The sequence below is a fragment of the Xenorhabdus innexi genome (assembly GCF_002632485.1).
Classification (GTDB): Bacteria; Pseudomonadota; Gammaproteobacteria; order Enterobacterales; family Enterobacteriaceae; genus Xenorhabdus; species Xenorhabdus innexi.
In genome coordinates this window covers 122,879-145,680 of record NZ_NIBU01000002.1, presented here as the reverse complement: position 1 = coordinate 145,680, position 22,802 = coordinate 122,879, and the positions used below count along the sequence as shown (strand labels likewise).

Sequence of the window (22,802 nt, the reverse complement as noted above, 5' to 3'; positions counted from 1 at the left end):
TTCAAGTTGCCTTTTTGTCAGCGGAGATGTACTCAACTGTTTCTGCCGATTCACCAAAACGGTTTGCGCCTTCCGTTCCACGGAATACTCCGCAATCCAGTATGATCATGACAAAAATCAGTGTCGGGATGAAACGGCCAATCCCCCACTGCCATATCGGAGCCATCATATTCCAATCGAGAGAAAGCAATACCCAGGCCAGTATCAACAGTAACGCCCATCCTCCACGTTTATTGCGATCATGCAGACGTTTCGAAAAAATCGCTGCTGTCGGATATAATATCAGCGCCGTACATACCGCCACAAAGTTCATGGGGAGAACATTCATTCCATGCAGAGTGAGGAGGATAAAAAGCAGAGCAAAACAGATACCAATTCCGAGCCAAAACTCCCGTCGTCCGATACGACCTTTGAATGAAAATCCCCATTGTTGTAATGTCATGTATTCTTTCCCAATTGTGGATACTGTTTTTCTGCCATTGACACTTTTTCCGCGACTTACATTCGGCGAGTAACAACATGAAAACAGGCATAAATAAACTTCTGATGACCATATTAATCGCTTTTGGTATCGGTTTACCATTCTCAAGCGTTGCGGGTGAGCCTTCTGTCACACCAGATCTGCGCCCACAGTTAATGTATCTCCTGCCTGACTCCCCTACTTTTGAAGATAACATCCCCACTTTCCGGGAAAAATACAATAAAAGTCACCCTGATATTCTGCTGCGTGAATATAAGGTCATTACGAGTACTGATATCTCTCAGCCTTTTATCCGCGCTGCCAGCAAAATCAATGAAAACATCTACTCTTCCGCTGTACTGGAAAGAGGCAGTGAAAAAATAAAAAGTCTGCAAATTACCTTACTGCCATCCAAAGATAGGCAAGCAAAAGAGCAAAATTTTCTCCTGACGAAAAAATATATCATTGCTCTGACCAGACTATTTGAACCAACACTTTCTCTGGAACAGGCTCAGATACAAACAGAAAAACTTTTTAAGATGTCGGAAACACGCCCCTTTTACAGCCTAAAAAGAGGGGCGATACGCTATGTTATGGTAAACAGCAGCGAAAATATAATGACCTTCGCTATTGAACCGATTAAGCTATCACTATCTGACGTACCAGCAAATGAAAATTAGTGACATAGCGCAGAGCTATTCGAGCCGATGATCTTTATACTGTCGGCCTTTCGCTTATAGGGAATGGCGTATCGCTGTTCACTAGAAAACATTCATTCCGTTCGCAATTTGATTATTTTTCTGGTTGGAGGGAAAAACATGCGACATCCATTAGTTATGGGTAACTGGAAACTCAATGGCAGTACCCACATGGTTAACGACCTGATTGCAGGCCTGCGTAAAGAACTGAGCAACGTTGACGGCTGTGGCGTCGCTATCGCACCACCAACTGTTTATGTCACTCTGGCAAATAATGCACTGGCTGGCAGCCGTATCGCACTGGGCGCTCAGGATGTTGGCATTAACCTTTCTGGTGCATATACCGGCGAAACATCCGCAGAAATGCTGAAAGATGCAGGCGCAAAATATATCATTATCGGCCACTCTGAACGCCGTACTTACCACAAAGAAAGTGATGAATTTATTGCGAAAAAATTCGCTATTCTGAAAGAGCAGGGGCTGATCCCGGTTCTGTGCATTGGTGAAACCGAGCAGGAAAACGAAGCAGGCCAGACAGAAGCCGTCTGCGCTCGCCAGATTGATGCGGTTCTTAACACTCTGGGTGCAGAAGCGTTTAAAAATACCGTTATTGCTTACGAGCCAGTCTGGGCCATCGGTACCGGAAAATCCGCCACTCCTGCGCAAGCACAGGCTGTTCATAAATTCATTCGCGACCACATTGCTAAACAGGATGCGGCTATTGCTGAGCAGGTCATTATTCAATACGGCGGTTCTGTTAACGCCAGCAACGCAGCAGAATTGTTTACTCAACCGGATATCGATGGTGCACTGGTTGGTGGAGCATCACTGAAAGCAGATGCATTTGCCGTTATCGTGAAAGCGGCTGCGGAAGCGAAAAAAGCGTAAACAAAAAAACGCGTAAAATAGTTACACCACAACCGCCACCAGAAAACACGGTGGCGGTGATTATTCTGGCTAACTTTCGTTATCTAACGGCGAATAATCTCATCAAATATTCCCCCTGTGGCAAAATGTTCTTTCTGCGCTTTTCCCCAGCCACCAAATACCTGATCAATTGTGAATAATTTCAGTTCAGGGAAAACAGTACGATACTTTTCTGCAATCGCTTTATCGCGGGGACGATAATAATTTTTGGCGGCAATTTCCTGCCCGACCGGGGAATAAAGGTATTTCAGATATTCTGTTGCCAGCTCACGCGTACCACGTTTATCGACAACTTTATCGACTACCGACACAGTAGGCTCTGCCAGAATAGATATACTGGGAGTCACAATTTCGAATTTCCCTTCCCCCGGCTCTCCATTACCTAAAGCGTGAATCGCCAGTAATGCTTCATTTTCCCAAGCAATCAATACATCCCCGATCCCACGCTCAACAAATGTATTGGTTGCACCGCGGGCACCTGAATCTAACACTTCAACATTTTTATACAGAGCCTTCACGAATGCTTTTGCTTTCGACTGATCCTGATCGTTATGCGCCAGAGCATATCCCCAGGCAGCCAAATAATTCCAGCGGGCTCCACCGGATGTTTTAGGATTTGGCGTTACGACAGAAATATCAGGCCGGATTAAATCTGACCAGTCTTTTATATGTTTGGGGTTTCCCTTTCTCACCAGAAAAACAATGGTTGATGTGTAAGGAGCTGAATTATCCGGCAAACGATGAAGCCAATTTTTGGCAATCCGGCCACGCTCGGCAATCGCATCCACATCATAGGCCAGAGCCAGTGTCACCACATCTGCCTGAAGGCCATTGATAACTGAGGTTGCCTGCTTGCCTGAACCACCATGTGATTGCCTGATCGTCACCCGATCTCCGGTTTTTTGCTGCCAATATTGGCTGAATGCCTGATTATATTGCTGATATAACTCACGCGTCGGATCATAAGAAACATTCAGGAGCTGAACGTCTTTCGCCCACGCATTTCTCCCCGCCAGCATAACCAGCAATAGCACTATCAATAGGGAATACCGGCTTATCCTCCACTGCATCATTTTCCATTTCATCGGAAATGCTCTCCTCAATATTGGGTATGATTTTTATCGTAAAATTGACAGAAAGCGTTATGCCGCAGAAATAATTTAAAATTTCCACTTATTCATTATGGGAATATGCCGCATAAAAAGGAGGGATGATCGAAGGAAAGAGATATACACAATGGATTTCAATATACGTCGCGGCGGCAAGGGAGTAAATCCCCAGAAGCATAGATCACTATGTGACTGAGGTGAGCGAGCGTAGCCAACAAAGAGGCAGCTTGAAAGACGAAGTGTATAGAAAGAAAAACAGCCACATAAACATTATATGGCTGTGTCTGAAAAATGATTTTATTACGCTTAATAAAGCTTCTTCGCTGTTTCCAGCCAATCTTTCTTAAAGATACGCTGCATATTCTGCACCGCATCAATGATGTCATGGTGAACAAGTTTTTCGTTCTGAATACCAACACAGCGGCCACCAAAACCTTCCAGCAACAACTGAACAGAGTAAGCGCCCATACGTGATGCCAGAATACGATCATAAGCAACTGGTGCTCCACCACGCTGAATATGACCTAATACCGTTGCCCGCGTTTCATGCCGTGTTTCCGCTTCAATATACTTTGCCAGTTCACTGACATCACAGACGTGCTCAGTAATCGCAACAATGGCATGGCGTTTACCTTTCTGGATACCGGCCTGAATTTCAGCTAACAGCTCTTCGCGATCAAAAGGAATTTCACGCTCAGGCAAAACGATAAACTCACATCCACCTGCAATCGCAGCAGACAGGGTCAAATCACCGCAATAGCGCCCCATGACTTCAACAATAGAAATACGTTTGTGGGATGTTGAGGTATCACGCAGACGGTCAATCGCTTCAACAACCGTGTCCAGCGCAGTAAAATAACCGATAGTATAATCGGTTCCCGCAACATCATTATCAATCGTACCGGGGAGACCGATACAAGGGAAACCCGATTCAGTCAGCTTCTTCGCCCCCAGATAAGAACCATCTCCACCGATAACCACCAGCGCATCAATTTCATTTTTGCGCATGTTTTCGATAGCAACTTCGCGTACTTTATCATCTCTGAACTCAGGAAAACGCGCCGATCCTAAAAACGTACCACCACGATTAATCATGTCGGAAACGCTGTAGCGATCGAGCTTTTTCATCCGATTTTCATACAACCCCAGATAGCCATCATAAATACCGTAAACCTCTAACCCTTCGGTTAAAGCGGCACGAACAACTCCACGAATAGCGGCGTTCATACCCGGCGCATCTCCACCGCTCGTTAAGACTCCGATTCTTTTAATCTTGTTGATCATGATGACCTCTGACTTATAGATGTAATATTTGCCTAATCGTCGTAAGCCTTCTTTTTGGAAAGATTTACGACGATTATTTCACTAACCTGATTCATCAATTCATTAGCTGAATTGATTCAATCTCGCCCATGATACGGAAAAACATTCAGTCTGCATTAATCTTTTGTCTACTTTTTGACATTATTTTGATTATGAATAAATTCTTCCATCAATCCCAACGGTTTTTACGTTCATCAGGAACAACAGAGTTGGGATCCTGATGGATAATAATATCGGCACCGGGAAACCTATCACGTAATTTATTTTCAATTCCTTCAGCTAAAGCATGAGCCTGTACCAACGGCAAATGATCATCTATCTCAAGATGAAACTGAATAAACCGTATCGGCCCCGATTGGCGGGTTCGCAGATCATGCCCGCCGGAAACACCGGGATAATTCCGGATAATCTCTATAATCTCCTGCCGTTCCTCATCTGGCAAGGCACGATCTAATAAAGACTGGATAGCATCGTACCCCATCCTTAAGGCGCTATAGAGAATATACACGCCAATTCCCAACGCAAATAAAGCATCTGCCCGTCGGAACCCATAAACACTCAGAACCAGTGCTACCAAAATTGCGCCGTTCATTAATAAATCCGACTTATAGTGCAACATATCGGCACGAATGGCCTGACTTTGCGTTTTATTAATCACCCATTTCTGAAAAATAACCAGACAACTTGTCGAAACAATCGAAATAATGATCACCCAAACACCCATAGTGGCATGTTCCAAAGGCTTGGGAGCAAACAAATGCTGAAAACCGGTTAAAAACAGAAAAATGGCGGAACCGCAAACAAACATACTTTGAGCAAGAGCAGCCAGTGATTCGGCTTTACCATGCCCAAAAGTATGTTCTTCATCCGCAGGTTGAAGTGAATAACGAACGACAAAAAAATTAGTCAGAGATGCGGCCAGATCAACCAGAGAATCGACCAGTGCCGCCAATAAACTCACCGAGCCTGTAAGCCACCAGGCAAAAATTTTCACAACTAACAATATACTGGCCAATACGGTTGCCACCAGCGCAGCAGTACTGACCCAGCGGCCATAATTTATATTCATCAGCACAGCCCTCAGGATTTTATTCAGAATGCCAGGATGCTCTGTCTCAGGTATAAAAATAGCGCGTTAAATGGAAAAATATAGGGGCAGAAAAGCAGAGAGAATCGATTCTGTCCAGCATACCGCCGTGACCTTCAATAATCTCACCGAAATCTTTTACACCACTGTCACGCTTGATCGCTGACATACACAATCCACCAATAAACCCCATCAGCGTAATCGCCAATGACATTCCTCCTGCTACCCATGGTGAAAATGGCGTCACCCAATACAGCGACATTCCCAGCAATACCGAAGCTAAGATACCACCGATAAATCCTTCAACCGTTTTATTAGGGCTTAACTTCGGCACAATCGGTCGTTTACCGAATAATTTACCGAATACGTACTGCAGAACATCGGACATCTGCACCACAATCATCAAAAACAGCAATAACTTGATATTCTGCCCCTGATAATCCGGTATCTCCAACATCAACAAAGCCGGTGCATGGCTAATGGCAAATACTGCTACCAACATTGCCCACTGTATTTTTGCAGTGCGTTCCAGAAAATGAGTTGTATCACCAGCCAAAGCAATACGAGCTGGTAAAAACAGAAAAACATAAACCGGGATAAACACCGAAAACAATCCGTACCACTGCATGCCAACCAAGACATACTGTACAGGCATAAAACAGAAGAAACACCAGAGCAGTGCCTGATGGTTACTACGGCAAGCCGGAATTAGCGTGATAAATTCGCGCAGGGCAAAAAAAGACATGCTTGTAAATAACACAATTGCCCCGATTGGCCCGACAATCACCGCCAGTAGGCAGATAATACACATCACCCACCAGCTACGAATACGGACATTCAGATTATTGATGGTCGCATTCGGTTTTCCCCCCGCATAACCGAATGACAGAATACCGCCAATCACACTGGCAATAATCAGCACACCGAAAATCCCGCTAAACAACAGCACCAAATCGTGATCAATCCCTGTCATAACAAAAACTCCTCTAATACAATTCGGCACGTTGTAAATAGACTGGAGAAGATAAGATAATCAAGGTTGTCTAATATAACAACAACTCTAACACTGATAACAAGGACAGAAATACCCGCTAATTTACGGCTTACGCGACCTGTCTGCCCGAATTTACAGGGGCACTCGGTGATTTATTCGTGCCTCAACCCCTAAAATAATAGAGAATACCCGCTAAAATCCGTGTCTGTTCAGGTATGATTATGTTTAAAGAAACAATTAAAAATCATTTATCGTGGAGTACTTTTTTCGTAGGAGGGTACATTTCACTCGTCTACGTTACAGGCGTTACTCGTTATAAAAACTTATTCTTTGCTTTAATAGCACTGGCTGCACTCTACTGGATCATAAAGAATCCTAAAGGGTGCCTCGCTGCACTCAAAAATAATCTGGTTTTGGCCTTAGGAATATTCACGCTAACCACAATTTATTCGGTCATTATTTCTCCTGACCCGAAACTCAGCTTCCATGAAATAAAAACACCTTTTTTCAGGGACGTAGTACTTTCTGCCATACTGATTACATTAGCTCTAAGCCAAACAGATAAACTGAAAATCCAGAAAATGATCATCGGCTCATTTCTTCTTGGATTACTCTTTATCACAATGAAAGAGATTTACTTGTTCTATCAGGATTACCAGAATGGCATTATGCCTTTCACTAACTACAATCACCGTAGTGTATCTGATGGGATTGTCTTCTTTTTTCCTGCATTAGTCGCTCTTTGGCATTTTCAAAAACCCCAGAAATACATTCGCCTAACGCTGACAATCTTGTTGATTCTATCTGTAGCTTTTGTACTACTAGGAACCCTGGCAAGAGGCGCCTGGCTTGCTGCTTTTGTTATGTTTTTCATAATGATATTAATGAACAAGAATTGGAAAACATTGCTTGCAAGTATTGTTATCATCTGCGTGACTTTATTTGCAATTAAACAGGGCTATTTGGTCAAAGAGGCTACTTTAAATTATAAACTAACCCAAACCGATAGCAGCAATCGATATCATAATGGCGCACAAGGTTCAGCCCTCACCTTAATTCTGGAAAATCCAATCAAAGGTTATGGAGTCGGCAGTAAGATCTACGACCAGATTTATAACAATAACGTTAAAAATTATCCCGAGTGGATATACAAAGAATCACTGGGGCCACATAATATTTTTCTGACTATCTGGTTTGCTGCAGGGATATTAGGACTAGGAAGTTTTCTATTTCTGATAGTTATGTACCTGAAAAAGTCAGTCCAACAGTGGAGACAGAGTAGTTGTAGTAATAAGCAAGTCGCATTAATCTTACTCGCATCATTCATTGGGTATTTTATTGTAAGAGGGAACGTTGAAACCGTTCACTTAAACACTTTAGGTATTTATCTTGGTTTACTGACAGCACTATGCCAACAAAGATTTAATAAAACAGAATAGAGATTTAAACACCAATAAGATATGGGCTATTCTTACTTGAATAGTCCATATAATCACTCAGTGACCTGATAAATTTTATTAGTTCTCCACCTGCCATTTTATGTCATTCTGATATCAAAACATGCCATCTATCTATCAAATAGTGTCAAACCGTACTCTCCAGTATTGATGAACCGATTTCATTGATGTTCACCGGCGGAGAAGTCTCCCACCGCCTTCATGTTACTTAACAATATGCATTGTTGATTAAATGAGGGAATAACTATGCAAGATAAAAAACCGGAATCCATACCGTCAAGAAGTGAAGAAGTCATAGTTCCAACAATGGATGATGTCAGAAAAGCAATCAAGGAAGCGATTGAAGAACATATTCAAACACGTGAGCATCCTTATGCAACATTAGAGGACAAAGGCTTTGTTACTCTTAGTAATGAGGTCGAGAGTGATAGTGAAATAACCGTAGCCACATCCAGAGCAGTTAAAAAAGCGTTTGATCTGGCGAACAAAGCAAATAGCAGTGATAAGAATTACGTACCAACCAACCGAAAAGTTAATGGAAAAGCTCTTTCTTCTGATATTTCATTAGATGCATCGGATGTAGGAACATACACCAAAAAAGAAACTGATGCTTCTTTGGCTAATGTGACAAAACTTGCAAATACTGCCAATCAAAATGCTAATACTCGTTTGTCTAAAGATCAGAATGGAGCTGATATACCCAATAGGGCAGAATTTGTAAAAAATTTGGGATTAACAATGCAAGACCCAGCAGAGTCCTCTCTTCCTGTTGGCGTCCCTGTTCCTTGGCCAACAACAACACCACCAAAAGGATGGCTCATATGTAATGGAGGCTGGTTTGATAAAGCAAGATACCCGCAACTTGCTCTTGCTTACCCATCGGGAAGATTACCAGACTTGCGAGGAGAATTTATCCGTGGTTTAGATGCGGGGCGTAATGTTGATTACGGGCGAAGAATTTTATCATGGCAAAATTTTGCTATACAAAGTCATAGTCATAATATTGAAATAAATGACGCAGGTTCAGCATCATCGTATGTCGGGAGAGGAAATTGGACAAGACAAGGAAGTGTAAATACAGGCGCGTTTGGTTCAAATGAAACGCGCCCTCGTAATATTGCATTTTTATATATAGTAAGAGCCGCTTAATTCTCAGAACAGCTTCAACCCGCAACGTTCTGCGGGTTGACCATTAAAAACGTTCATACACCTTCTAACTCTCTCGTACTTTTTTATATTGTTGTTTTTACAGGGAAGTTGACGATAAATCATTGAAAAAAAAGCCCCGAAACGGGGCTGAAAGACAGGGATGGTGGGTGTTTTTAAATCACAACGTATTGTAATAAAAGGATTTAATAGTAAAAGTGTCCACACCATGACCACATCGACGTATATCAGCCAAAGCCCCTGTGACAATCGGGGGCTTTTATTTTAACGGTATAATACAGAGAGTTAAGATTTAAACGCAGCACACAATATTTACAAGGCAATAACTGGATTTTTAACCCCACATGCCTTGGCATAACGAGCTAATGTATTGATACTTGCCTTATCAACATTAGATTCCATACGGCTTACGGTAGAGGGATTAACCCCCATAATTTTTGCAATTTCCTGACGAGTGAGACCTGCATGTTCCCGCCACTTCTGCAACATCTCTTGCAGTCTCTCTTTTCTTGTTTCTTCTTCGTAAGCTGCTCGATATTCTGGATCTTTCATCCATTCTTCGTGTAGTTCTCTATGCGTTTTTAGTTTCATTAAGCAACTCCTCTAATCTGGACTTAGCCAACTCGATATCATGCCGTGAGACTTTTTGAGATTTTTTAATAAAAACCCTTAAAATAATTATGTTACGACCTGATTGATAGACCCAAATCCCTCTCGCGATATCCGTTCCCATTGTTCGCAGCTCAAAAAGGCCATCACCTAACGGTTTTGTATGTGGCTCTCTTAGCTTAGTTGGATCTGCTTCTAACTTTTCAACCACTTTATCATATTTAACTTTGATATTAAGTGGCAGTTCTGCTGCCTCAACTTCCGCCTCTGGGTGATAAGATACTGTGTAGGTCATTTCCCCTCCCTTACTGTAATTTGCATTATGATGCAAATTGCATTTTAATGCAATATTCTATCACCACATCAATGTGTAACTATCAATTTTGTTTATTGTTTACAATTACACAAACCCTGATCAATGATTAGTATCTGCAATATTGGATAGGCTGGTTTGTTGATAGAGCACCCACGCCGTAACAACATAAGAGAACAGTAATGGAAGATTTTTTATTTTTTGTAGCGGGATTATCTTTTCTAATGTTTATTATTGGATTATTGAAGCCAAAAATAGTATTAATGCCGAATAGGAAGGTGTCTTCTTTAATCTTTTTGGTTGTATTTTTCGCTACCATCATAACAGCAGGCCAACTATTCCCCTCAAAATCCTCTCCTCCTCAGCAAGCTACCGTCAAGACGATATCAACACCAGCACCCAAGCCATTCAAATATGCTGATATGACACTCAAAGAATATCGAGATGAGTATAAGGAAGATAGGCAGGAAGTTGTTGAAAAATACATTGCATTTAAAAACATCGTTGGGCAGGAAACAGATGGCTTCTATAGTTGCCTTAGTCAAATGTCATACACCAAATCGGAGGATTTAAAACTGGGTGAAGTCTTGGGATGGTGCTATAACGACTACGCTAAAAATCCTGCCTCTCTGTCAAAGTACATAAACTTTGATGCATACAGATCTAAATTTAGTACATGGGATGGCTCGTATCGCCCATTGGAAAAAATCATCAAAGAAAGTATGCACGATGAATCATCCTATAAACATATTGAAACACTCTCTCGCCGCGTTCTGGGCGGTGATCATCCTTATGCCATAGTAAAAACAATATATAGCGGCACGAACCTTTATGGTGCGAGAGTAAAGCAGTATGTTGCTGTTAAGGTAGATATTAAGACCGGTGAGATTATAGAATTCATAACCGAAGAGTAACTCTCTGCAAAATAATTCCAAAAGCAAGCCCCGATTTGGGGCTATTTTTTTATTCAGAATCCGAAGCCGATTTGCTCATCACCGTAATGGCTGGCTGGAAAGGCCAGTTTCGGGATGCGAAAATCCGTCGGGAGTTGCTGGGGTGTAGGAAGTGTCAAATAGCGTTCAATACTGGTGATCGTGGTAAACGTGCAGCCACACAGAATATTCTGACATTGGTGGTAACTGCGCCGTGTTGCTTCGCTCATCATTTCGCTGGTGCGCGTCTTTGCCACAGCGCCGCATTGGGGACAGGTAAACGCCATGAAAAAACCCTCCGTCATTGGGGGTGTGCCTGCCGCAATTATACCGCATTGTTCCGGCTTATTGTTCACTTTCTGCCATCGCCGTCTCGTTAATTTTTAACTCCAGTTCCAGCTGGGTGACAAAGCCGTTATCCCCTATCGTATGGATCACCCGCGAGAGTGTCCACTGGTGACTGTCGATAGCAGCTTTAAAGCCCACCACAGCGGCGGTCAGGTCAGGGTAAAGTTCTGCCCGGCCCCGTGCCAGGGTGATACTGAATTCCGCCGCACCCCGTTGCAGCCGTGACCATTTCGCCGCCGCTGCCCGACGGGCCATCTTCTCTGTTTTAAAGGTCTGGCGCATCACGTAGACGTTCCCGTCGGCCCCTTCCAGATATTCCCCTTCACGCTGACTGGACTGGCTTTTTTTAGGCTTCGGGGATTTGCGCTGCCGTTTCATCGTGGTGGCGGGTTGCTTTCCAACATTCAGATCCAGCCAGTAGGCTTTGACGCCCGTGTACGCAGCCCGATCCGCCACCCGGAAACTGTGCCGGTCGCCACTGTCACGGGTCAGGGTGATCACCGATAACGGTTTTCCACTCTGTGACAGGCCGCGCCCCGGCAGGATAAACAGCAACCGGCCATTTTTGACCGTCGCAATCGCGCCGAGCATGTCCGCCATCCGGCTTAGGAAACTGATATCACTTTCATTGGTCTGGTCAGCATGGTCAATTTCAATGTCCATTAACGGGCGGCTGACCGCCGGTTGCAGTTGATAACGTCCGGCAATGGCGCTCACCACATCGGCAACCGTCACAGCATGCCAGCTGTATTCACGCTTCACGTTGAATTCCTCCCGAAAGTCGGCACTGCGGGCGGTGATCTCCAGCCGATCGGGTGGCCCACTGTGGCTGATTTCATCCACCACAAACCGCCCCTTTTCAACCAGCGGCTCACCCTGCCAGCCAATCCGGACAACAATCTCAGTGCCACGGGGCGGCAGCGCAATTTTGCCGTCCGTATCATCCAGGGACAATTCCAGCGTGTCGGCCTCAAACCCGCGGTTATCCGTCAGTGACAGAGACATCAGACGGTGATTGAGTGTCGTGATGGATTGGCCGCCGATGCGTAAATCAAACGCGGGTTGTTTGACGTAATCCGGGCTGGTCAGAATATCAATCGGGTTCATGGGAGCCTCGTCCGTTACACAGTTATCCCATGATTGCCCCGCGCGGGCGCGCAGACAATGCCCGACCACTGTCGCCGCCTTGTCACAGAGAGCATGGCGTGATTTACCTGCGAAAAGACCGCAACATAGCGCTATCGAAAACGGATGAGGCAACAAAGCTATGTCATTTCATCATGGCGTATCGGTCAGGGAAACCACCCAGCTCAGTACGCTGATACGCGATATTAATACGGCAGTCATTGCGGTCATTTGTACGGGCGATGATGCTGATGCCGAGGCGTTCCCGCTGGATATGCCGGTGCTGGTGACGCGCATCAACAGTGTTATCGGCAAGGCCGGTAAAACCGGTACGTTGTACACCACCCTGAAAGCCATTGCCGATCAGTGCAGCCCGAAAGTGATTGTGATCCGCGTCGCTGACGCCGCCAACCAGAAAGGCAGTGGCGAGAAGAAAACACAGGATCAGCTGGTTATCGGGGGTCTCAGTCAGGACGGGCGCTATACCGGCCTATATGCGTTGCTGGCCGCAGAAATTAACACGGGCGAACAACCGCGTTTGCTGGCGGTCCCGCAACTGGATACGCAACCGGTCGCCCTGCAACTGGCGATTTTTGCCGAAAAACTGCGGGCATTCGCCTATGTCAGCCCCCATCACTGCAAGACATTGACCGACGTGAAGCGATACCGCGAGAATTTCAGCCAGCGTGAGATCATGCTGATTTACCCGGATTTCATCACCTATAACAGCCAGTCAGGGAAAAATGAAACTGTGCCCGCCACCGCGTTTGCGTTGGGGCTGCGTGCCCGTATTGATGCGGAACAGGGCTGGCATAAATCGCTGTCGAACGTGCCGGTGAACGGGGTGCTGGGGATTTCCGCCGATATTTACTGGACTTTGCAGGGCAAGGATACCGACGCGGACGACCTGAACAGTAAAGGGATCACCACGCTGATTAAACGGGATGGCTTCCGTTTCTGGGGCAACCGCACCTGTGATGCCCAAACCTATTTCTTTGAGGTCTACACCCGCACGGCACAGATACTGGCGGATATGATCGCCGAGGCCCATTTCGCCTATGTCGATAAACCGTTGTTACCGTCACTGGTGAAAGATGTGGTGGATGGCATCAACCGCAAGGGAATGCAACTGGTCAGCGAGGGGCGCTTACTGGGGTTTGAATGCTGGTATGACCCGGCTGATAACCCGAAAGAAATGCTGCGCGACGGGACGGCGACGATCCACTATAAATACACGCCCGTGCCACCGCTGGAAAATCTGCAACTGGTGCAGACATTTACCGATGAATATTTTGCTGTTTTTAATCAGTTAGGTTAAGGGGAAATTCGCATGGGGATGCCGAAAAAACTCTTTATGTTTGACGTCTTTATTGATGGTCAGACGTATCTGGGACAGGTGGAGGAAGTGACAACACCCAAGTTAACCCTCAAAACCGAAGATTATCAGGGTGCCGGAATGCCCGGCTCGGTGGCCGTGCTGATGGGCATGGACAGCGGTGCACTGGATATGGAGGTCACGATGGGCGGGCTGGAAGCCAGTCTGCTGAAAACGTGGGGCGGCACTCTCGACAGTCTGCAACTGCGCTTTGCCGGATCGTATTACGACGATGCCACCGGGGAAACCATCGCCTGTGAAATTCAGACACGCGGGCGTTTTACCGAGGTGGACTGGGGCAACGCCAAAGCCGGGGAAAATACCCAGCATAAATACACGCTGAAAAACACCTACTGCAAAATCACGCTGAACAATGACGAGCTGCACGAAGTCGATATGCTCAATCTGGTCTGGCGCGTCAATGGCAGAGACCTGTTAGAAAAACACCGCACCAATATTGGTCATTAATTTATTGTCAGGAGTCACCGCTATGGCACACACTATTACGCTCAGCCAGCCCATGAAACTGGCGAACGGGCAGGAAATTACCGAAGTCACCATCACCGATACCATGAAACAGGTCGGCGCGTTGCGCGGGCTAAAACTGTATGACGTTATGACCAGTGATGTGAATTCCCTCATCACCCTGCTGCCCCGCGTGACCCATCCGCGCCTCAGTGAAGTGGATGTCAGCACCATGAATGTTCAGGATTTTTCCCAGCTGGCGGCCGGGGTGGCGGATTTTTTAGCGCCCACCTCAGACGAGAGCGGGACGAACCCACCGGCCGACAGCTGATCCCCTGCCCGGCTGTCGATACTGACGAAATCATTGCAGATATTGCCACTGTATTTCACTGGTCGCCGTCAGAGTGCAATCGTATGACGGTGAGCGAACTACTGAAATGGCACGAACGCGCGGCGACCCGAAACGGAAATGAATCATGACCGACCGCAATTTAAACATTCGGGTCTCGCTGAACGCCGCTAACCGACTCTCCGGCCCCCTGAACGCTGCCAACCGGGCAGCCGCGGGGCTGTCTTCCCAAATCCGCACCACCCAGAACAGCGTCCGCAACTTGCAAAGTCAGGCGCGGACCTTTGAGCGACTGACGGAATCTGTCCAAAAAACCACTGACGCTTATGAAGAAGCCAAGCAAAAGGTGAAAGCGCTGAAAAACAGCCTGCCACCCCTCGCCCAGCAAACAGACGCGCAGAAAAGAGCACTGGAAACGGCCAGAGCGGTACGGGATAACTACGGCCGCACGCTGGACAGAGAAAAGCAACGCTTACGGGGAGTCGCGGCTGAACTCTACCGCCACGGCATTTCAGCCCGCAACAGCAGTGATGTCACCGGGCAAGTGACCCGACGTACTGAAACTTATAACCGCCAGCTGGCTGAACAACAACGACGGTTAACCGCTGTCACGCAGGCGCAATCTCGCTACGCCGCCGCCAAAGACACCCGCAGTAAACTGGCAACATCGGGTGCCACTGCCATGGCTACGGGTATCGGTTCGCTCTACGGCATGTCTCGCGTCATGGCACCGGGGCTGGATTTTGATGAGGGGATGTCAACGGTTCAGGCACTGACCCGGCTGAGCAAAGACGATCCCCGACTCAACATGCTGCGTGAGCAGGCCCGGCAACTGGGCGCCACCACCGCTTACACCGCCACCGATGCCGCCGCCGGTCAGAAATTTCTGGCCATGGCCGGATTTACCCCGGAATCCGTTAAAGCCGCCCTGCCCGGGGTGCTCAATATGGGGCTGGCCGGTGAAGTCGAGCTCGGTGAGGCCGCCGATATTGGCTCAAATGTTTTGACGCAATTCAGCCTGAACGCGGATCAGATGGACAGGGTCTCTGATGTACTGACCGCCACCTTTACCCGCAGTAATACCGACTTGCGCCAGCTGGGTGAAACAATGACCTATGCCGGGCCGATTGCGGCAGAAGTGGGCGTCAGTCTGGAAAGTATGGCCGCCATGGCGGGATTGATGGCCGATCAGGGAATTCGCGGCAGTATGGCGGGCACATCATTGCGGGCGGGGCTTTCCCGCATGGTCGCGCCGACAGGCGGAGCCGCCGATGCCATGGCTGCACTGGGTGTGAAGGTCAAAAAGTCCAACGGTGAGTTACGGGACGCCGACGATATTCTTAAGGAGATGGCTGTCAGCCTGCGCAAGTATGATCAGGCCAGTCAAATCCGCATGAAAAAAGATATTTTCGGAGAAGAAGCCATGGTCGGCATGGGGGCTGTGTTGAACGGCACCCTGAACGGTAAATATGACGAGAAGAAAACCGCCAACGTTAACGCGAAAGGCGAGTCGGCAAAAAATGCCCGGGTTAAAATCAATAACCTGAAGGGGGATATCAAACAGCTCAAATCCGCCTGGGAAGATCTGGGGATTCAGGTGGAAGAAAGTGTCGATTCCCCCCTGCGGAGTGTGACTCAACGCCTCACGGGGTTACTCGGCAAAATAGGCGCCTGGATGAAAGCCCATCCGCAGCTCACCTCGGCATTGGCAAAAGGCGCTATCGCCATTGGTGTGACCGTCACCGCCCTGGGCGCACTGGCATTAGCCGCCGCCGCAGTAATTGTGCCCTTTGCGGCGCTGCGCCTGAGTTTATTTATGCTGACCCGGGGCGGTGGGCTGACGGCGTTATTTCCCGCCTTGGGTAAAATCACGACCGGACTCCGGGCTGCCGGGGGCGGATTTGGTGCATTGCGTCTTGCCGGACAAGCGGCGATGTCGGTTATCGGCGGTGGACTGTCATTACTGTTAAGCCCACTGGGCTTGCTGATTGCCGCAATTGTGGTGGCAGCCGTGCTCATCTGGAAATACTGGGAACCCATCAAGGCCTGGTTTGCCGGTTTTTTCAGTGGCCTGATGGAAGCCATCGCCCCGGTGCGTGATACGCTGGCAGAAGCCTTTGCCCCGTTCGCCCCGATCTTTGATGCTATCGGAAATGCCATCAAAAAAGTCTGGGAATGGTTCAAATCCCTGTTTGAACCGGTGAATACCTCCGCAGAAAGCCTGAAAGCTGCCACTGAGGCCGGCCAGACCTTCGGGCGACTGGTAGGCAAAGCCATTGCCGGGGTCGTGACGGTGATCGCTGCGGTGGCTAAAGGGGTCGGCTGGTTGCTGGAAAAACTGGGCATGATCCCCGATGCCACCCAAGCAGCAGCCGAAGCCGCCAATGTTATGGGACCCGTGAATCTGCCCGACGTTCAGAAGTCGGTCAAATGGGTCTGGGATGATAAAACCCAAAAGATGGTACAACAAGAGTGGCTCCCCACTCCGCCGGACAATGCCATCACACAGGTCGGTGAAAAGGCCGATGAGAAAAAACCGGCTGCCACGCCGCCTGTGACGGATATACCGACGCTGCCCTCATTCGGTTCACAGGTTTATGATCCGGATAAGAAAAAACCAAAAAGCAAAACCGAGGCCGGTTCGGTGGTTGCCGCCGGTCAGGCTGCCACACCAGCCGATCCCAATAGACTGGGTGAGATTGTCTTCAAAAATCGCCCGCCCGTGCTGCCGATTGAGGGGAACTATCAGGAACCCCGCTTACAGCAACCGTCACTGCTGACCCGTTTAACCGAGAAATTGCAGCCGCTGCAACCGGCATTAAGTGGTGTGCCGGTGCCCATCACGCCGACCAGAAACAGCAACACGCATCCGACTCAACCGGATCGCTACTCCTTCAACCTCCATTTTCATGGGGTGGATATGCAGAATACTCGCTCCATCGCCGACCTGGTGAAAGCGGAGATCGAGAAACTGATGCAAAAACAGGGGGTAAGACGCCGCTCCCGCCTGTATGACGAGGATTAATCCGATGATGATGATTTATGGCCTGTTTGTTTTTATGCTCAAAACGACCCCTTACCAGTCACTCAACCGCACGATGGACTGGCGGCATGTGAAAAATGATCGCGTCGGTAAATCGGCCAAATGGCAGTATGCCGGTCCCGGTGAGGACACCATTACACTGAACGGGCTGTTGTACCCCGAAGTGACCGGCGGGGATATTTCACTGGAAATCCTGCGCACCATGGCTTTTTCTGCCAAACCGTGGCCGCTGATTGAGGGCACCGGCATGATTTACGGCATGTTTGTGATTGACAGCCTGACCGAAAACCGCACCGAATTTTTTGCCGATGGTAAGGCCCGGCGGATTGAATTTACCCTGTCACTTAAGCGGGTAAGTGAAGATATCCGCGAGGGGTTAAGTACCGTCACGGCGAGGGATTTGCTGGCGTTGGCGAAGTGACAGGAAAATAAGGGGATCTCTCCCCTTATCAAGTAAATTAACCCTTATTGGCGGGTCGCCTTGAACCATTACGCGTGCCAGTGAAGGTCAAAACGCCATGTCTTCCCGGCTTGTTTTAGCAGTTCACCGACTTTGACCACATCCTGACCTTTATAGTGCAGGAAATACAGCGGCTGGGGCCAGTCTGGTTTTTCAAGCGCAGAACCCATTTCATATTGGATGCCGTCTACCGTCACGGTTAATTGTTTCGCCCTAATATCCGTCAATAACGCCATGTTATCCTCTAAGCCTGAGTTTAACCCCATCGAGAGGGAATCATAGCCTTTATTAAAGTGCAGCGCGGAAATCGGATCATCCATCATGTCCGTCTCAATCGTCACCAGACTTCCTCCGCTAGCCATCCCCGAGTAAGAGGCCGCATATTCGATCGGGGTAATGTCAAAGACGATATGGTAGTCTGATACCGAAGGCGGATTGACAGGTTCTTTCTCCAGAATGCTCCAATCACACGCGATCATATCTTCATGTTGTGGTGTCCAACGTGTCCATTCAACGTGCTGATGACGTTCTTCAATGTACCCCGAATCCCGGTTAATGCGTAAATATTGTTGGTCGTCCTCCCAATGATTACGACAAATGAAGTGCCCTAAATTCAATTGGATGATGGCCCAGGCGAAAGAGTCTGCCGGGGCGGTGACATCATTACTGAGTTCAACCGTCGTATGGGCTTGATAGGTAACTTGATACGGGTTGAGGTTACCTGATTCAGTGTCAGACTTAAACATGTCAGTCATAGCATTTCCTTGTGTTGATAAATAATAAACAGCACAAGTATATTAATGGGGATTTATCACGGCGCGAATCAATGGGCATTGTGTGGATGGCCATACTCGCCGTGCACAGAAATAAAAAAGGGGCACATCGCCCCCGGTCTTTACTTTGGCGGTGCCGGCCAGTCAATATCGGGGGCCATGGTGCAATCCACCCGATTGAGCAGCACCCGGTATTTCTTCCAGGCCAGCAAGGCGGCTTTCTCTGCTTTCGTCGCCATGTCGAGGTCAAGCGCATCCTGGAGCGGGGCTATTGCTGTTGTCGCTTTCGCCGTCAGAAACTGTTTTTTCGCTTCAGCGTCGGTCATGTGCTGTGCGTGTGATTTCACCTTTTTCCTGACAGACTGACCGTCAAAGACCCACTCGCCGTGCTCAAAGCCATCTGGCAGGGATGTTACTTCGGCAATACTGCGACCCACAGGCACCAATCTGGACACATCCGTACTGTGTCTGATAATGGTTCCGTCTGGTTCATACTCCAGTTTCACCGTCCTTTCCTGATAGTTATCCTGCAACTGATACCAGTCCTCGCCCGCCTCAGACATCAGGTACATGACCTCGCCGTAAGGTTTTTCATCCGGCACATAAATCGTAAAGTTTTTATCGTTACGCATTTTGTATATTCACCCATTTTCCGTCAGTAAATGTTTGCAGTGTGGCCACTTTGACTTCCGTAATAATCCATGTGCCGGCACCGTCAAAGGAGGTTTTTATCCCGATAATGAATTCACCTTCTGCCGCCGGAGTCCAGTGATTCACTGCGGTTTTAATCGTACGTACCCAGCCGTAACGGAAAGCCTGAACGGATTTCTTTTCAACATCAGACAGTGCTGTCTGAGTGGCATAGTGACCGGTGGGCTGATATCCGGCTAAATCCGCCAGTGTGGCAAAGGTGGTATTGGCCTGACGGGGGATTTTAATGACCGAGACCACATCGCCTCCGGCATTGCGCAGAATGATATTTCCCGAAGACGTTTCATTTTCCGGCAGGGTTTCCAGTGACAGACGCCACCCGGTGTTGTTGATTAACTCCGCATAGGCATATTCATCATCACTGACGATGGTGTGATTACCGGATTTAAACGCCTCTTTTGAGTGTCGAAGGACGAACGCCTTTGTCGCTCCCTCCTGACTCATCACGCTCTCTGTTGATGTGCCGGGTGTCTGGACGACTGCACTTTTGTCGAGTTTTCCGTTCACGGCTGTTTTGGTGGCATAATGGCCGGCAGGTTGATATCCGGTTAAATCCGCCAGCGTGGCAAAGGTGGTATCGGCCTGACGGGGGATTTTAATGACCGAAACCACGTCACCCCCGGCATTGCGCAGAATGATATTCCCCGAAAAGGCCTTATTTTCCGGCAGGGTTTCCAGTGACAGCCGCCACCCGGTGTTGTTGATTAACTCCGCATAGGCATATTCATCATCACTGACGATGGTGTGATTACCGGATTTAAACGCCTCTTTTGAGTGTTTAAGGGCAAACGCTGTGGTTGCCCCCCTCTGACTCATCACCGTGGTCGCTGAATACCCCGTTTGCTGCGCGATAAAACCCAGATTTTTCACAAACGCGGATTTGTCGGGAATGTCCGCCCCGTTCTGCGCTTTTTCGAGTCGGTTGTACGCCTGCGTATTGGCCGTATTCGCGAAATCATACGCGGCCTTGACCGCTTTCGGCGTGGCGGCCTGTGTTTCACTGCCGCTGTCCACCGCATTGCTTAACACCACCACCCCTTTCTCGGTCAGGGTCGCATCAGGATGTCGGCGGCTCTTTTCGTGCTCGCTGATGGCGTTAGCCACCACCGCATCGGCATATTCCCGTGTCGCCAGCACCACCGACGGGTCAATTTTCAGCGTCACCGCATTCGTGTGGCTGACAATCAGTACCATACGGATAGTCTGGGTGCGGCCGGAGCCTTCCTGCAACTGCGGTTTGTAGGTTTCAGCGCAGTTGGCGACCGCCATCAGCACGCCGTCTTTATCAAACAGGCCGATTTCCCGTATCCACCACCCGCCGTCATGCTCCGGGATGACCTGCTCGGCAATAATCTGGTTCGTGTTCTTCGGGTCAATGCTCAGCACATTAATCGCCGCCCGGCGTTTTTCATTAATGAGTTGGGTTTGATTCGTATCCGGCGTGGGTAACTGACCGCCACCGTCCCCGACCGCCATGTGGGTGATTTCAATCTTGGTGCCCAGGGCAGCGGCATTCGCCAGTCGGTCAGCCCCCAGTCGGGTTAACAGGGCAAAATATTTACTCATGCTCCAATCCTTATCGTATCAATAATGTGAATCCCGGCGCCCACCACATCCGCGCCAGTGACGGTCAGGCATTCCGCCAGATAGGGGTAAACGGTCAGGACATCGCCGTCATAGCAACTTGCGGCACAATAGGCGGTGCCCCCGGTTTCCAGCTGAATGGACATCCCAATCAGATGGCGGGAAGCGGGTTTCGCATCAAAAATCAGCCGTTCCAGCTCGTGATAGGTGGCTTCGGTGATGCCGGTGTCCATCACGCCGATATCCAGCCGGAAGGTGCCGGGCGCATCGCCGTTCTGCCACCATTCAATAAGGCGAATTAAATAGCCGAACGGTTCAACCACCCGCCGAATCGCGCCGATAGTGCCTTTATGCTGATGGACAAACATCGCCGCCTTAATCGACTCACGTTTAACGTGTTCCGGCCAGTCCATATCCCAGCGGTCCACTGACCATGCCCACGCCAGATAAGGCAGCAACGGCACCGGACAGCGTTCCGGTCGCCACAGGTCACGGATAGGGACGGGAATATCAGCCAGTGTGGACAGGGCATCAGCGGCGGCCACTTCCAATGGGGAAGCCCCGACCGGCAGTAATCGGTTATTCATCGGAACCCCCGAGCGCCACATGGGCGCGGGTGCAATAACTGGCCTGCGTTTTATCCAGCACCATATCGTTGAGTGGTTTTTTCAGCTCGACCCGCTGGACGCCGGGCACATGCAGCGCGGCAAAAAGGGCACTGCGCACAATATCGCGGCCAATGCGGTGCTGTTCGGCGGTGTAGTGCGCCAGACGGGCTTTGGCCGCCTGCAATATCGGCTCATACTCCGGCGTCGGGTAGAGGTACAGCACCGCGTCAATCTCATAATTAACAATCGTTGCTGACTGCACCGTTAATCGGTCGGCCACCGGGCGCACATCCTCGTCATTCAGGGCACGACTGACGATATCGACCAGTTCACGACTCGCGGTGCCATTGCCGTCACGGGCCAGAATACTGACCGTCACACAAGCGGGCGACGGGCTGATAACGGAGGCATCCGCTACCCGGCCATCGGCACTGCGGGCATGGTATTCATAAGACGCCACCGGCCCCGCGACGCTTAAGCCCTCAAACGCCTGCGGGATTCGCACCCGAAAATCGGCATCGGCTTCCAATACTGCCGGAATGGGCGGCACGGCGTTATTATCCGCCGGTTGCAACACCAGCCGCGACACATTGTTATTGGCCCCCAGCTGGTCTAAATCACTGCCACGGGCATAGGCCACCATCGCCGCCCGCGCCGCTTCATTGATACGCTGACGCAGCAACAGTTCCCGATAGGTATTTTCCTGCAACAGTTTGGTCAGGGGTTCCGATTCCAGCATTTAAGGTGCGGGCAATCGCTTCACGCTGTTCGGCCGGATACAACCCAATCAGGGCCGCCTTGCGTTCAGCAAACAGGGTTTCAAAGTCGAGCGATTCGACCACCTGCGGGGGCGGTAACAGGCTTAAATCAATCGTTGGCATCAAC

The 22,802-nt window shown here is 48.7% G+C and carries 24 protein-coding genes and 1 pseudogene; 11 read left to right on the top strand and 14 right to left on the bottom strand.

Features of this window, described 5'->3' with window-relative positions:
• Position 1: 1 nt before the first annotated feature.
• Positions 2–442: a DUF805 domain-containing protein gene (locus Xinn_RS01530; protein ID WP_086954966.1), complete on the bottom strand. Its 441-nt coding sequence runs from the start codon at positions 440–442 to the stop codon at positions 2–4.
• A gap of 77 nt (positions 443–519) precedes the next feature.
• On the opposite strand from Xinn_RS01530, the gene Xinn_RS01525 reads away from it, so the two are divergent.
• Positions 520–1,140, top strand: a complete 621-nt coding sequence (locus Xinn_RS01525; RefSeq protein ID WP_086954965.1) for a DUF1454 family protein — start codon at positions 520–522, stop codon at positions 1,138–1,140.
• Between the two features lie 138 nt (positions 1,141–1,278).
• Positions 1,279–2,046 carry a triose-phosphate isomerase gene (gene tpiA / locus Xinn_RS01520; RefSeq protein ID WP_086954964.1) on the top strand — a complete coding sequence of 256 codons (768 nt, stop codon included), beginning with the start codon at positions 1,279–1,281 and terminating at the stop codon, positions 2,044–2,046.
• An 83-nt stretch (positions 2,047–2,129) separates the two neighbouring features.
• Here the strand turns inward: tpiA and Xinn_RS01515 are convergent, their stop codons facing one another.
• The 4 genes from Xinn_RS01515 to Xinn_RS01500 all read right to left on the bottom strand — a co-directional run bounded on the left by Xinn_RS01515 (position 2,130) and on the right by Xinn_RS01500 (position 6,577).
• Positions 2,130–3,158, bottom strand: coding sequence for a sulfate ABC transporter substrate-binding protein (locus tag Xinn_RS01515; RefSeq protein ID WP_422645979.1), 1,029 nt, complete (start codon positions 3,156–3,158; stop codon positions 2,130–2,132).
• A gap of 342 nt (positions 3,159–3,500) precedes the next feature.
• Complete coding sequence (gene pfkA / locus Xinn_RS01510) at positions 3,501–4,478, bottom strand: 6-phosphofructokinase (protein WP_086954962.1); 978 nt, start codon at positions 4,476–4,478, stop codon at positions 3,501–3,503.
• A gap of 208 nt (positions 4,479–4,686) precedes the next feature.
• Complete coding sequence (gene fieF / locus Xinn_RS01505; protein ID WP_086954961.1) at positions 4,687–5,586, bottom strand: CDF family cation-efflux transporter FieF; 900 nt, start codon at positions 5,584–5,586, stop codon at positions 4,687–4,689.
• A gap of 46 nt (positions 5,587–5,632) precedes the next feature.
• Complete coding sequence (locus Xinn_RS01500; RefSeq protein ID WP_086954960.1) at positions 5,633–6,577, bottom strand: phosphatidate cytidylyltransferase; 945 nt, start codon at positions 6,575–6,577, stop codon at positions 5,633–5,635.
• A 242-nt stretch (positions 6,578–6,819) separates the two neighbouring features.
• Here Xinn_RS01500 and rfaL point away from each other — a divergent pair, with 242 nt between their 5' ends.
• Both rfaL and Xinn_RS01490 read left to right on the top strand, forming a co-directional pair.
• Entirely contained in the window at positions 6,820–8,037 is a 1,218-nt protein-coding gene (rfaL, locus tag Xinn_RS01495; RefSeq protein WP_169923510.1) for an O-antigen ligase RfaL, read from the top strand.
• A gap of 264 nt (positions 8,038–8,301) precedes the next feature.
• Complete coding sequence (locus tag Xinn_RS01490) at positions 8,302–9,204, top strand: phage tail protein (protein ID WP_186435655.1); 903 nt, start codon at positions 8,302–8,304, stop codon at positions 9,202–9,204.
• Between the two features lie 330 nt (positions 9,205–9,534).
• On the opposite strand, the gene Xinn_RS01485 is transcribed toward Xinn_RS01490, so the two are convergent.
• Positions 9,535–9,813, bottom strand: a complete 279-nt coding sequence (locus tag Xinn_RS01485; protein WP_086954958.1) for a helix-turn-helix domain-containing protein — start codon at positions 9,811–9,813, stop codon at positions 9,535–9,537.
• A complete protein-coding gene (locus Xinn_RS01480; RefSeq protein ID WP_086954957.1) occupies positions 9,794–10,126 on the bottom strand; it encodes a type II toxin-antitoxin system RelE/ParE family toxin in 333 nt (110 codons plus the stop codon). Before Xinn_RS01480 ends, Xinn_RS01485 begins: the two co-directional genes overlap by 20 nt.
• 200 nt (positions 10,127–10,326) lie before the next feature.
• On the opposite strand from Xinn_RS01480, the gene Xinn_RS01475 reads away from it, so the two are divergent.
• The gene (locus tag Xinn_RS01475) at positions 10,327–11,058 is read left to right on the top strand and encodes a hypothetical protein (protein ID WP_086954956.1); all 732 of its coding nucleotides are present in this window, start codon (positions 10,327–10,329) and stop codon (positions 11,056–11,058) included.
• 53 nt (positions 11,059–11,111) lie between these two features.
• Here Xinn_RS01475 and Xinn_RS01470 read toward each other — a convergent pair whose 3' ends face one another.
• Both Xinn_RS01470 and Xinn_RS01465 read right to left on the bottom strand, forming a co-directional pair.
• Complete coding sequence (locus tag Xinn_RS01470) at positions 11,112–11,363, bottom strand: Ogr/Delta-like zinc finger protein (RefSeq protein ID WP_086956554.1); 252 nt, start codon at positions 11,361–11,363, stop codon at positions 11,112–11,114.
• Between the two features lie 58 nt (positions 11,364–11,421).
• Positions 11,422–12,531, bottom strand: coding sequence for a phage late control D family protein (locus Xinn_RS01465; protein WP_086956553.1), 1,110 nt, complete (start codon positions 12,529–12,531; stop codon positions 11,422–11,424).
• A gap of 160 nt (positions 12,532–12,691) precedes the next feature.
• On the opposite strand from Xinn_RS01465, the gene Xinn_RS01460 reads away from it, so the two are divergent.
• The 6 genes from Xinn_RS01460 to Xinn_RS01435 all read left to right on the top strand — a co-directional run bounded on the left by Xinn_RS01460 (position 12,692) and on the right by Xinn_RS01435 (position 18,202).
• On the top strand, positions 12,692–13,867 hold the full coding sequence (locus Xinn_RS01460; protein ID WP_086954955.1) for a phage tail sheath subtilisin-like domain-containing protein: 1,176 nt from the start codon (positions 12,692–12,694) through the stop codon (positions 13,865–13,867).
• A gap of 12 nt (positions 13,868–13,879) precedes the next feature.
• Positions 13,880–14,392 carry a phage major tail tube protein gene (locus Xinn_RS01455; protein ID WP_086954954.1) on the top strand — a complete coding sequence of 171 codons (513 nt, stop codon included), beginning with the start codon at positions 13,880–13,882 and terminating at the stop codon, positions 14,390–14,392.
• Positions 14,393–14,414: 22 nt separating this feature from the next.
• A complete protein-coding gene (locus tag Xinn_RS01450) occupies positions 14,415–14,720 on the top strand; it encodes a phage tail assembly protein (protein WP_086954953.1) in 306 nt (101 codons plus the stop codon).
• An 83-nt stretch (positions 14,721–14,803) separates the two neighbouring features.
• A complete protein-coding gene (locus Xinn_RS23370; RefSeq protein ID WP_228857958.1) occupies positions 14,804–14,869 on the top strand; it encodes a GpE family phage tail protein in 66 nt (21 codons plus the stop codon).
• Positions 14,866–17,763 carry a phage tail tape measure protein gene (locus tag Xinn_RS01440; RefSeq protein WP_086954952.1) on the top strand — a complete coding sequence of 966 codons (2,898 nt, stop codon included), beginning with the start codon at positions 14,866–14,868 and terminating at the stop codon, positions 17,761–17,763. Before Xinn_RS23370 ends, Xinn_RS01440 begins: the two co-directional genes overlap by 4 nt.
• 4 nt (positions 17,764–17,767) lie before the next feature.
• Positions 17,768–18,202: a phage tail protein gene (locus Xinn_RS01435; protein ID WP_086954951.1), complete on the top strand. Its 435-nt coding sequence runs from the start codon at positions 17,768–17,770 to the stop codon at positions 18,200–18,202.
• 68 nt (positions 18,203–18,270) lie between these two features.
• On the opposite strand, the gene Xinn_RS01430 is transcribed toward Xinn_RS01435, so the two are convergent.
• From Xinn_RS01430 to Xinn_RS01410, 5 genes and pseudogenes are all read right to left on the bottom strand, one after another.
• Complete coding sequence (locus Xinn_RS01430; RefSeq protein WP_086954950.1) at positions 18,271–18,996, bottom strand: Thoeris anti-defense Tad2 family protein; 726 nt, start codon at positions 18,994–18,996, stop codon at positions 18,271–18,273.
• A 140-nt stretch (positions 18,997–19,136) separates the two neighbouring features.
• Positions 19,137–19,646: a tail fiber assembly protein gene (locus Xinn_RS01425; RefSeq protein ID WP_086954949.1), complete on the bottom strand. Its 510-nt coding sequence runs from the start codon at positions 19,644–19,646 to the stop codon at positions 19,137–19,139.
• The gene (locus tag Xinn_RS01420) at positions 19,639–21,291 is read right to left on the bottom strand and encodes a phage tail protein (protein WP_086954948.1); all 1,653 of its coding nucleotides are present in this window, start codon (positions 21,289–21,291) and stop codon (positions 19,639–19,641) included. Before Xinn_RS01420 ends, Xinn_RS01425 begins: the two co-directional genes overlap by 8 nt.
• Positions 21,288–21,896, bottom strand: a complete 609-nt coding sequence (locus Xinn_RS01415; RefSeq protein WP_086954947.1) for a phage tail protein I — start codon at positions 21,894–21,896, stop codon at positions 21,288–21,290. Before Xinn_RS01415 ends, Xinn_RS01420 begins: the two co-directional genes overlap by 4 nt.
• Positions 21,889–22,798, bottom strand: a pseudogene (locus Xinn_RS01410) (baseplate assembly protein). Before Xinn_RS01410 ends, Xinn_RS01415 begins: the two are co-directional and overlap by 8 nt.
• Positions 22,799–22,802 lie beyond the last annotated feature (4 nt).

What these genes read in the sequence shown, in the direction of transcription:
- Xinn_RS01530 (WP_086954966.1), bottom strand. Translation starts at nt 442, where the DNA reads ATGACATTACAACAATGGGGATTTTCATTCAAAGGTCGTATCGGACGA.
- Xinn_RS01525 (WP_086954965.1), top strand. Translation starts at nt 520, where the DNA reads ATGAAAACAGGCATAAATAAACTTCTGATGACCATATTAATCGCTTTT.
- tpiA (WP_086954964.1), top strand. Translation starts at nt 1,279, where the DNA reads ATGCGACATCCATTAGTTATGGGTAACTGGAAACTCAATGGCAGTACC.
- Xinn_RS01515 (WP_422645979.1), bottom strand. Translation starts at nt 3,158, where the DNA reads ATGATGCAGTGGAGGATAAGCCGGTATTCCCTATTGATAGTGCTATTG.
- pfkA (WP_086954962.1), bottom strand. Translation starts at nt 4,478, where the DNA reads ATGATCAACAAGATTAAAAGAATCGGAGTCTTAACGAGCGGTGGAGAT.
- fieF (WP_086954961.1), bottom strand. Translation starts at nt 5,586, where the DNA reads ATGAATATAAATTATGGCCGCTGGGTCAGTACTGCTGCGCTGGTGGCA.
- Xinn_RS01500 (WP_086954960.1), bottom strand. Translation starts at nt 6,577, where the DNA reads ATGACAGGGATTGATCACGATTTGGTGCTGTTGTTTAGCGGGATTTTC.
- rfaL (WP_169923510.1), top strand. Translation starts at nt 6,820, where the DNA reads ATGTTTAAAGAAACAATTAAAAATCATTTATCGTGGAGTACTTTTTTC.
- Xinn_RS01490 (WP_186435655.1), top strand. Translation starts at nt 8,302, where the DNA reads ATGCAAGATAAAAAACCGGAATCCATACCGTCAAGAAGTGAAGAAGTC.
- Xinn_RS01485 (WP_086954958.1), bottom strand. Translation starts at nt 9,813, where the DNA reads ATGAAACTAAAAACGCATAGAGAACTACACGAAGAATGGATGAAAGAT.
- Xinn_RS01480 (WP_086954957.1), bottom strand. Translation starts at nt 10,126, where the DNA reads ATGACCTACACAGTATCTTATCACCCAGAGGCGGAAGTTGAGGCAGCA.
- Xinn_RS01475 (WP_086954956.1), top strand. Translation starts at nt 10,327, where the DNA reads ATGGAAGATTTTTTATTTTTTGTAGCGGGATTATCTTTTCTAATGTTT.
- Xinn_RS01470 (WP_086956554.1), bottom strand. Translation starts at nt 11,363, where the DNA reads ATGGCGTTTACCTGTCCCCAATGCGGCGCTGTGGCAAAGACGCGCACC.
- Xinn_RS01465 (WP_086956553.1), bottom strand. Translation starts at nt 12,531, where the DNA reads ATGAACCCGATTGATATTCTGACCAGCCCGGATTACGTCAAACAACCC.
- Xinn_RS01460 (WP_086954955.1), top strand. Translation starts at nt 12,692, where the DNA reads ATGTCATTTCATCATGGCGTATCGGTCAGGGAAACCACCCAGCTCAGT.
- Xinn_RS01455 (WP_086954954.1), top strand. Translation starts at nt 13,880, where the DNA reads ATGGGGATGCCGAAAAAACTCTTTATGTTTGACGTCTTTATTGATGGT.
- Xinn_RS01450 (WP_086954953.1), top strand. Translation starts at nt 14,415, where the DNA reads ATGGCACACACTATTACGCTCAGCCAGCCCATGAAACTGGCGAACGGG.
- Xinn_RS01440 (WP_086954952.1), top strand. Translation starts at nt 14,866, where the DNA reads ATGACCGACCGCAATTTAAACATTCGGGTCTCGCTGAACGCCGCTAAC.
- Xinn_RS01435 (WP_086954951.1), top strand. Translation starts at nt 17,768, where the DNA reads ATGATGATGATTTATGGCCTGTTTGTTTTTATGCTCAAAACGACCCCT.
- Xinn_RS01430 (WP_086954950.1), bottom strand. Translation starts at nt 18,996, where the DNA reads ATGACTGACATGTTTAAGTCTGACACTGAATCAGGTAACCTCAACCCG.
- Xinn_RS01425 (WP_086954949.1), bottom strand. Translation starts at nt 19,646, where the DNA reads ATGCGTAACGATAAAAACTTTACGATTTATGTGCCGGATGAAAAACCT.
- Xinn_RS01420 (WP_086954948.1), bottom strand. Translation starts at nt 21,291, where the DNA reads ATGAGTAAATATTTTGCCCTGTTAACCCGACTGGGGGCTGACCGACTG.
- Xinn_RS01415 (WP_086954947.1), bottom strand. Translation starts at nt 21,896, where the DNA reads ATGAATAACCGATTACTGCCGGTCGGGGCTTCCCCATTGGAAGTGGCC.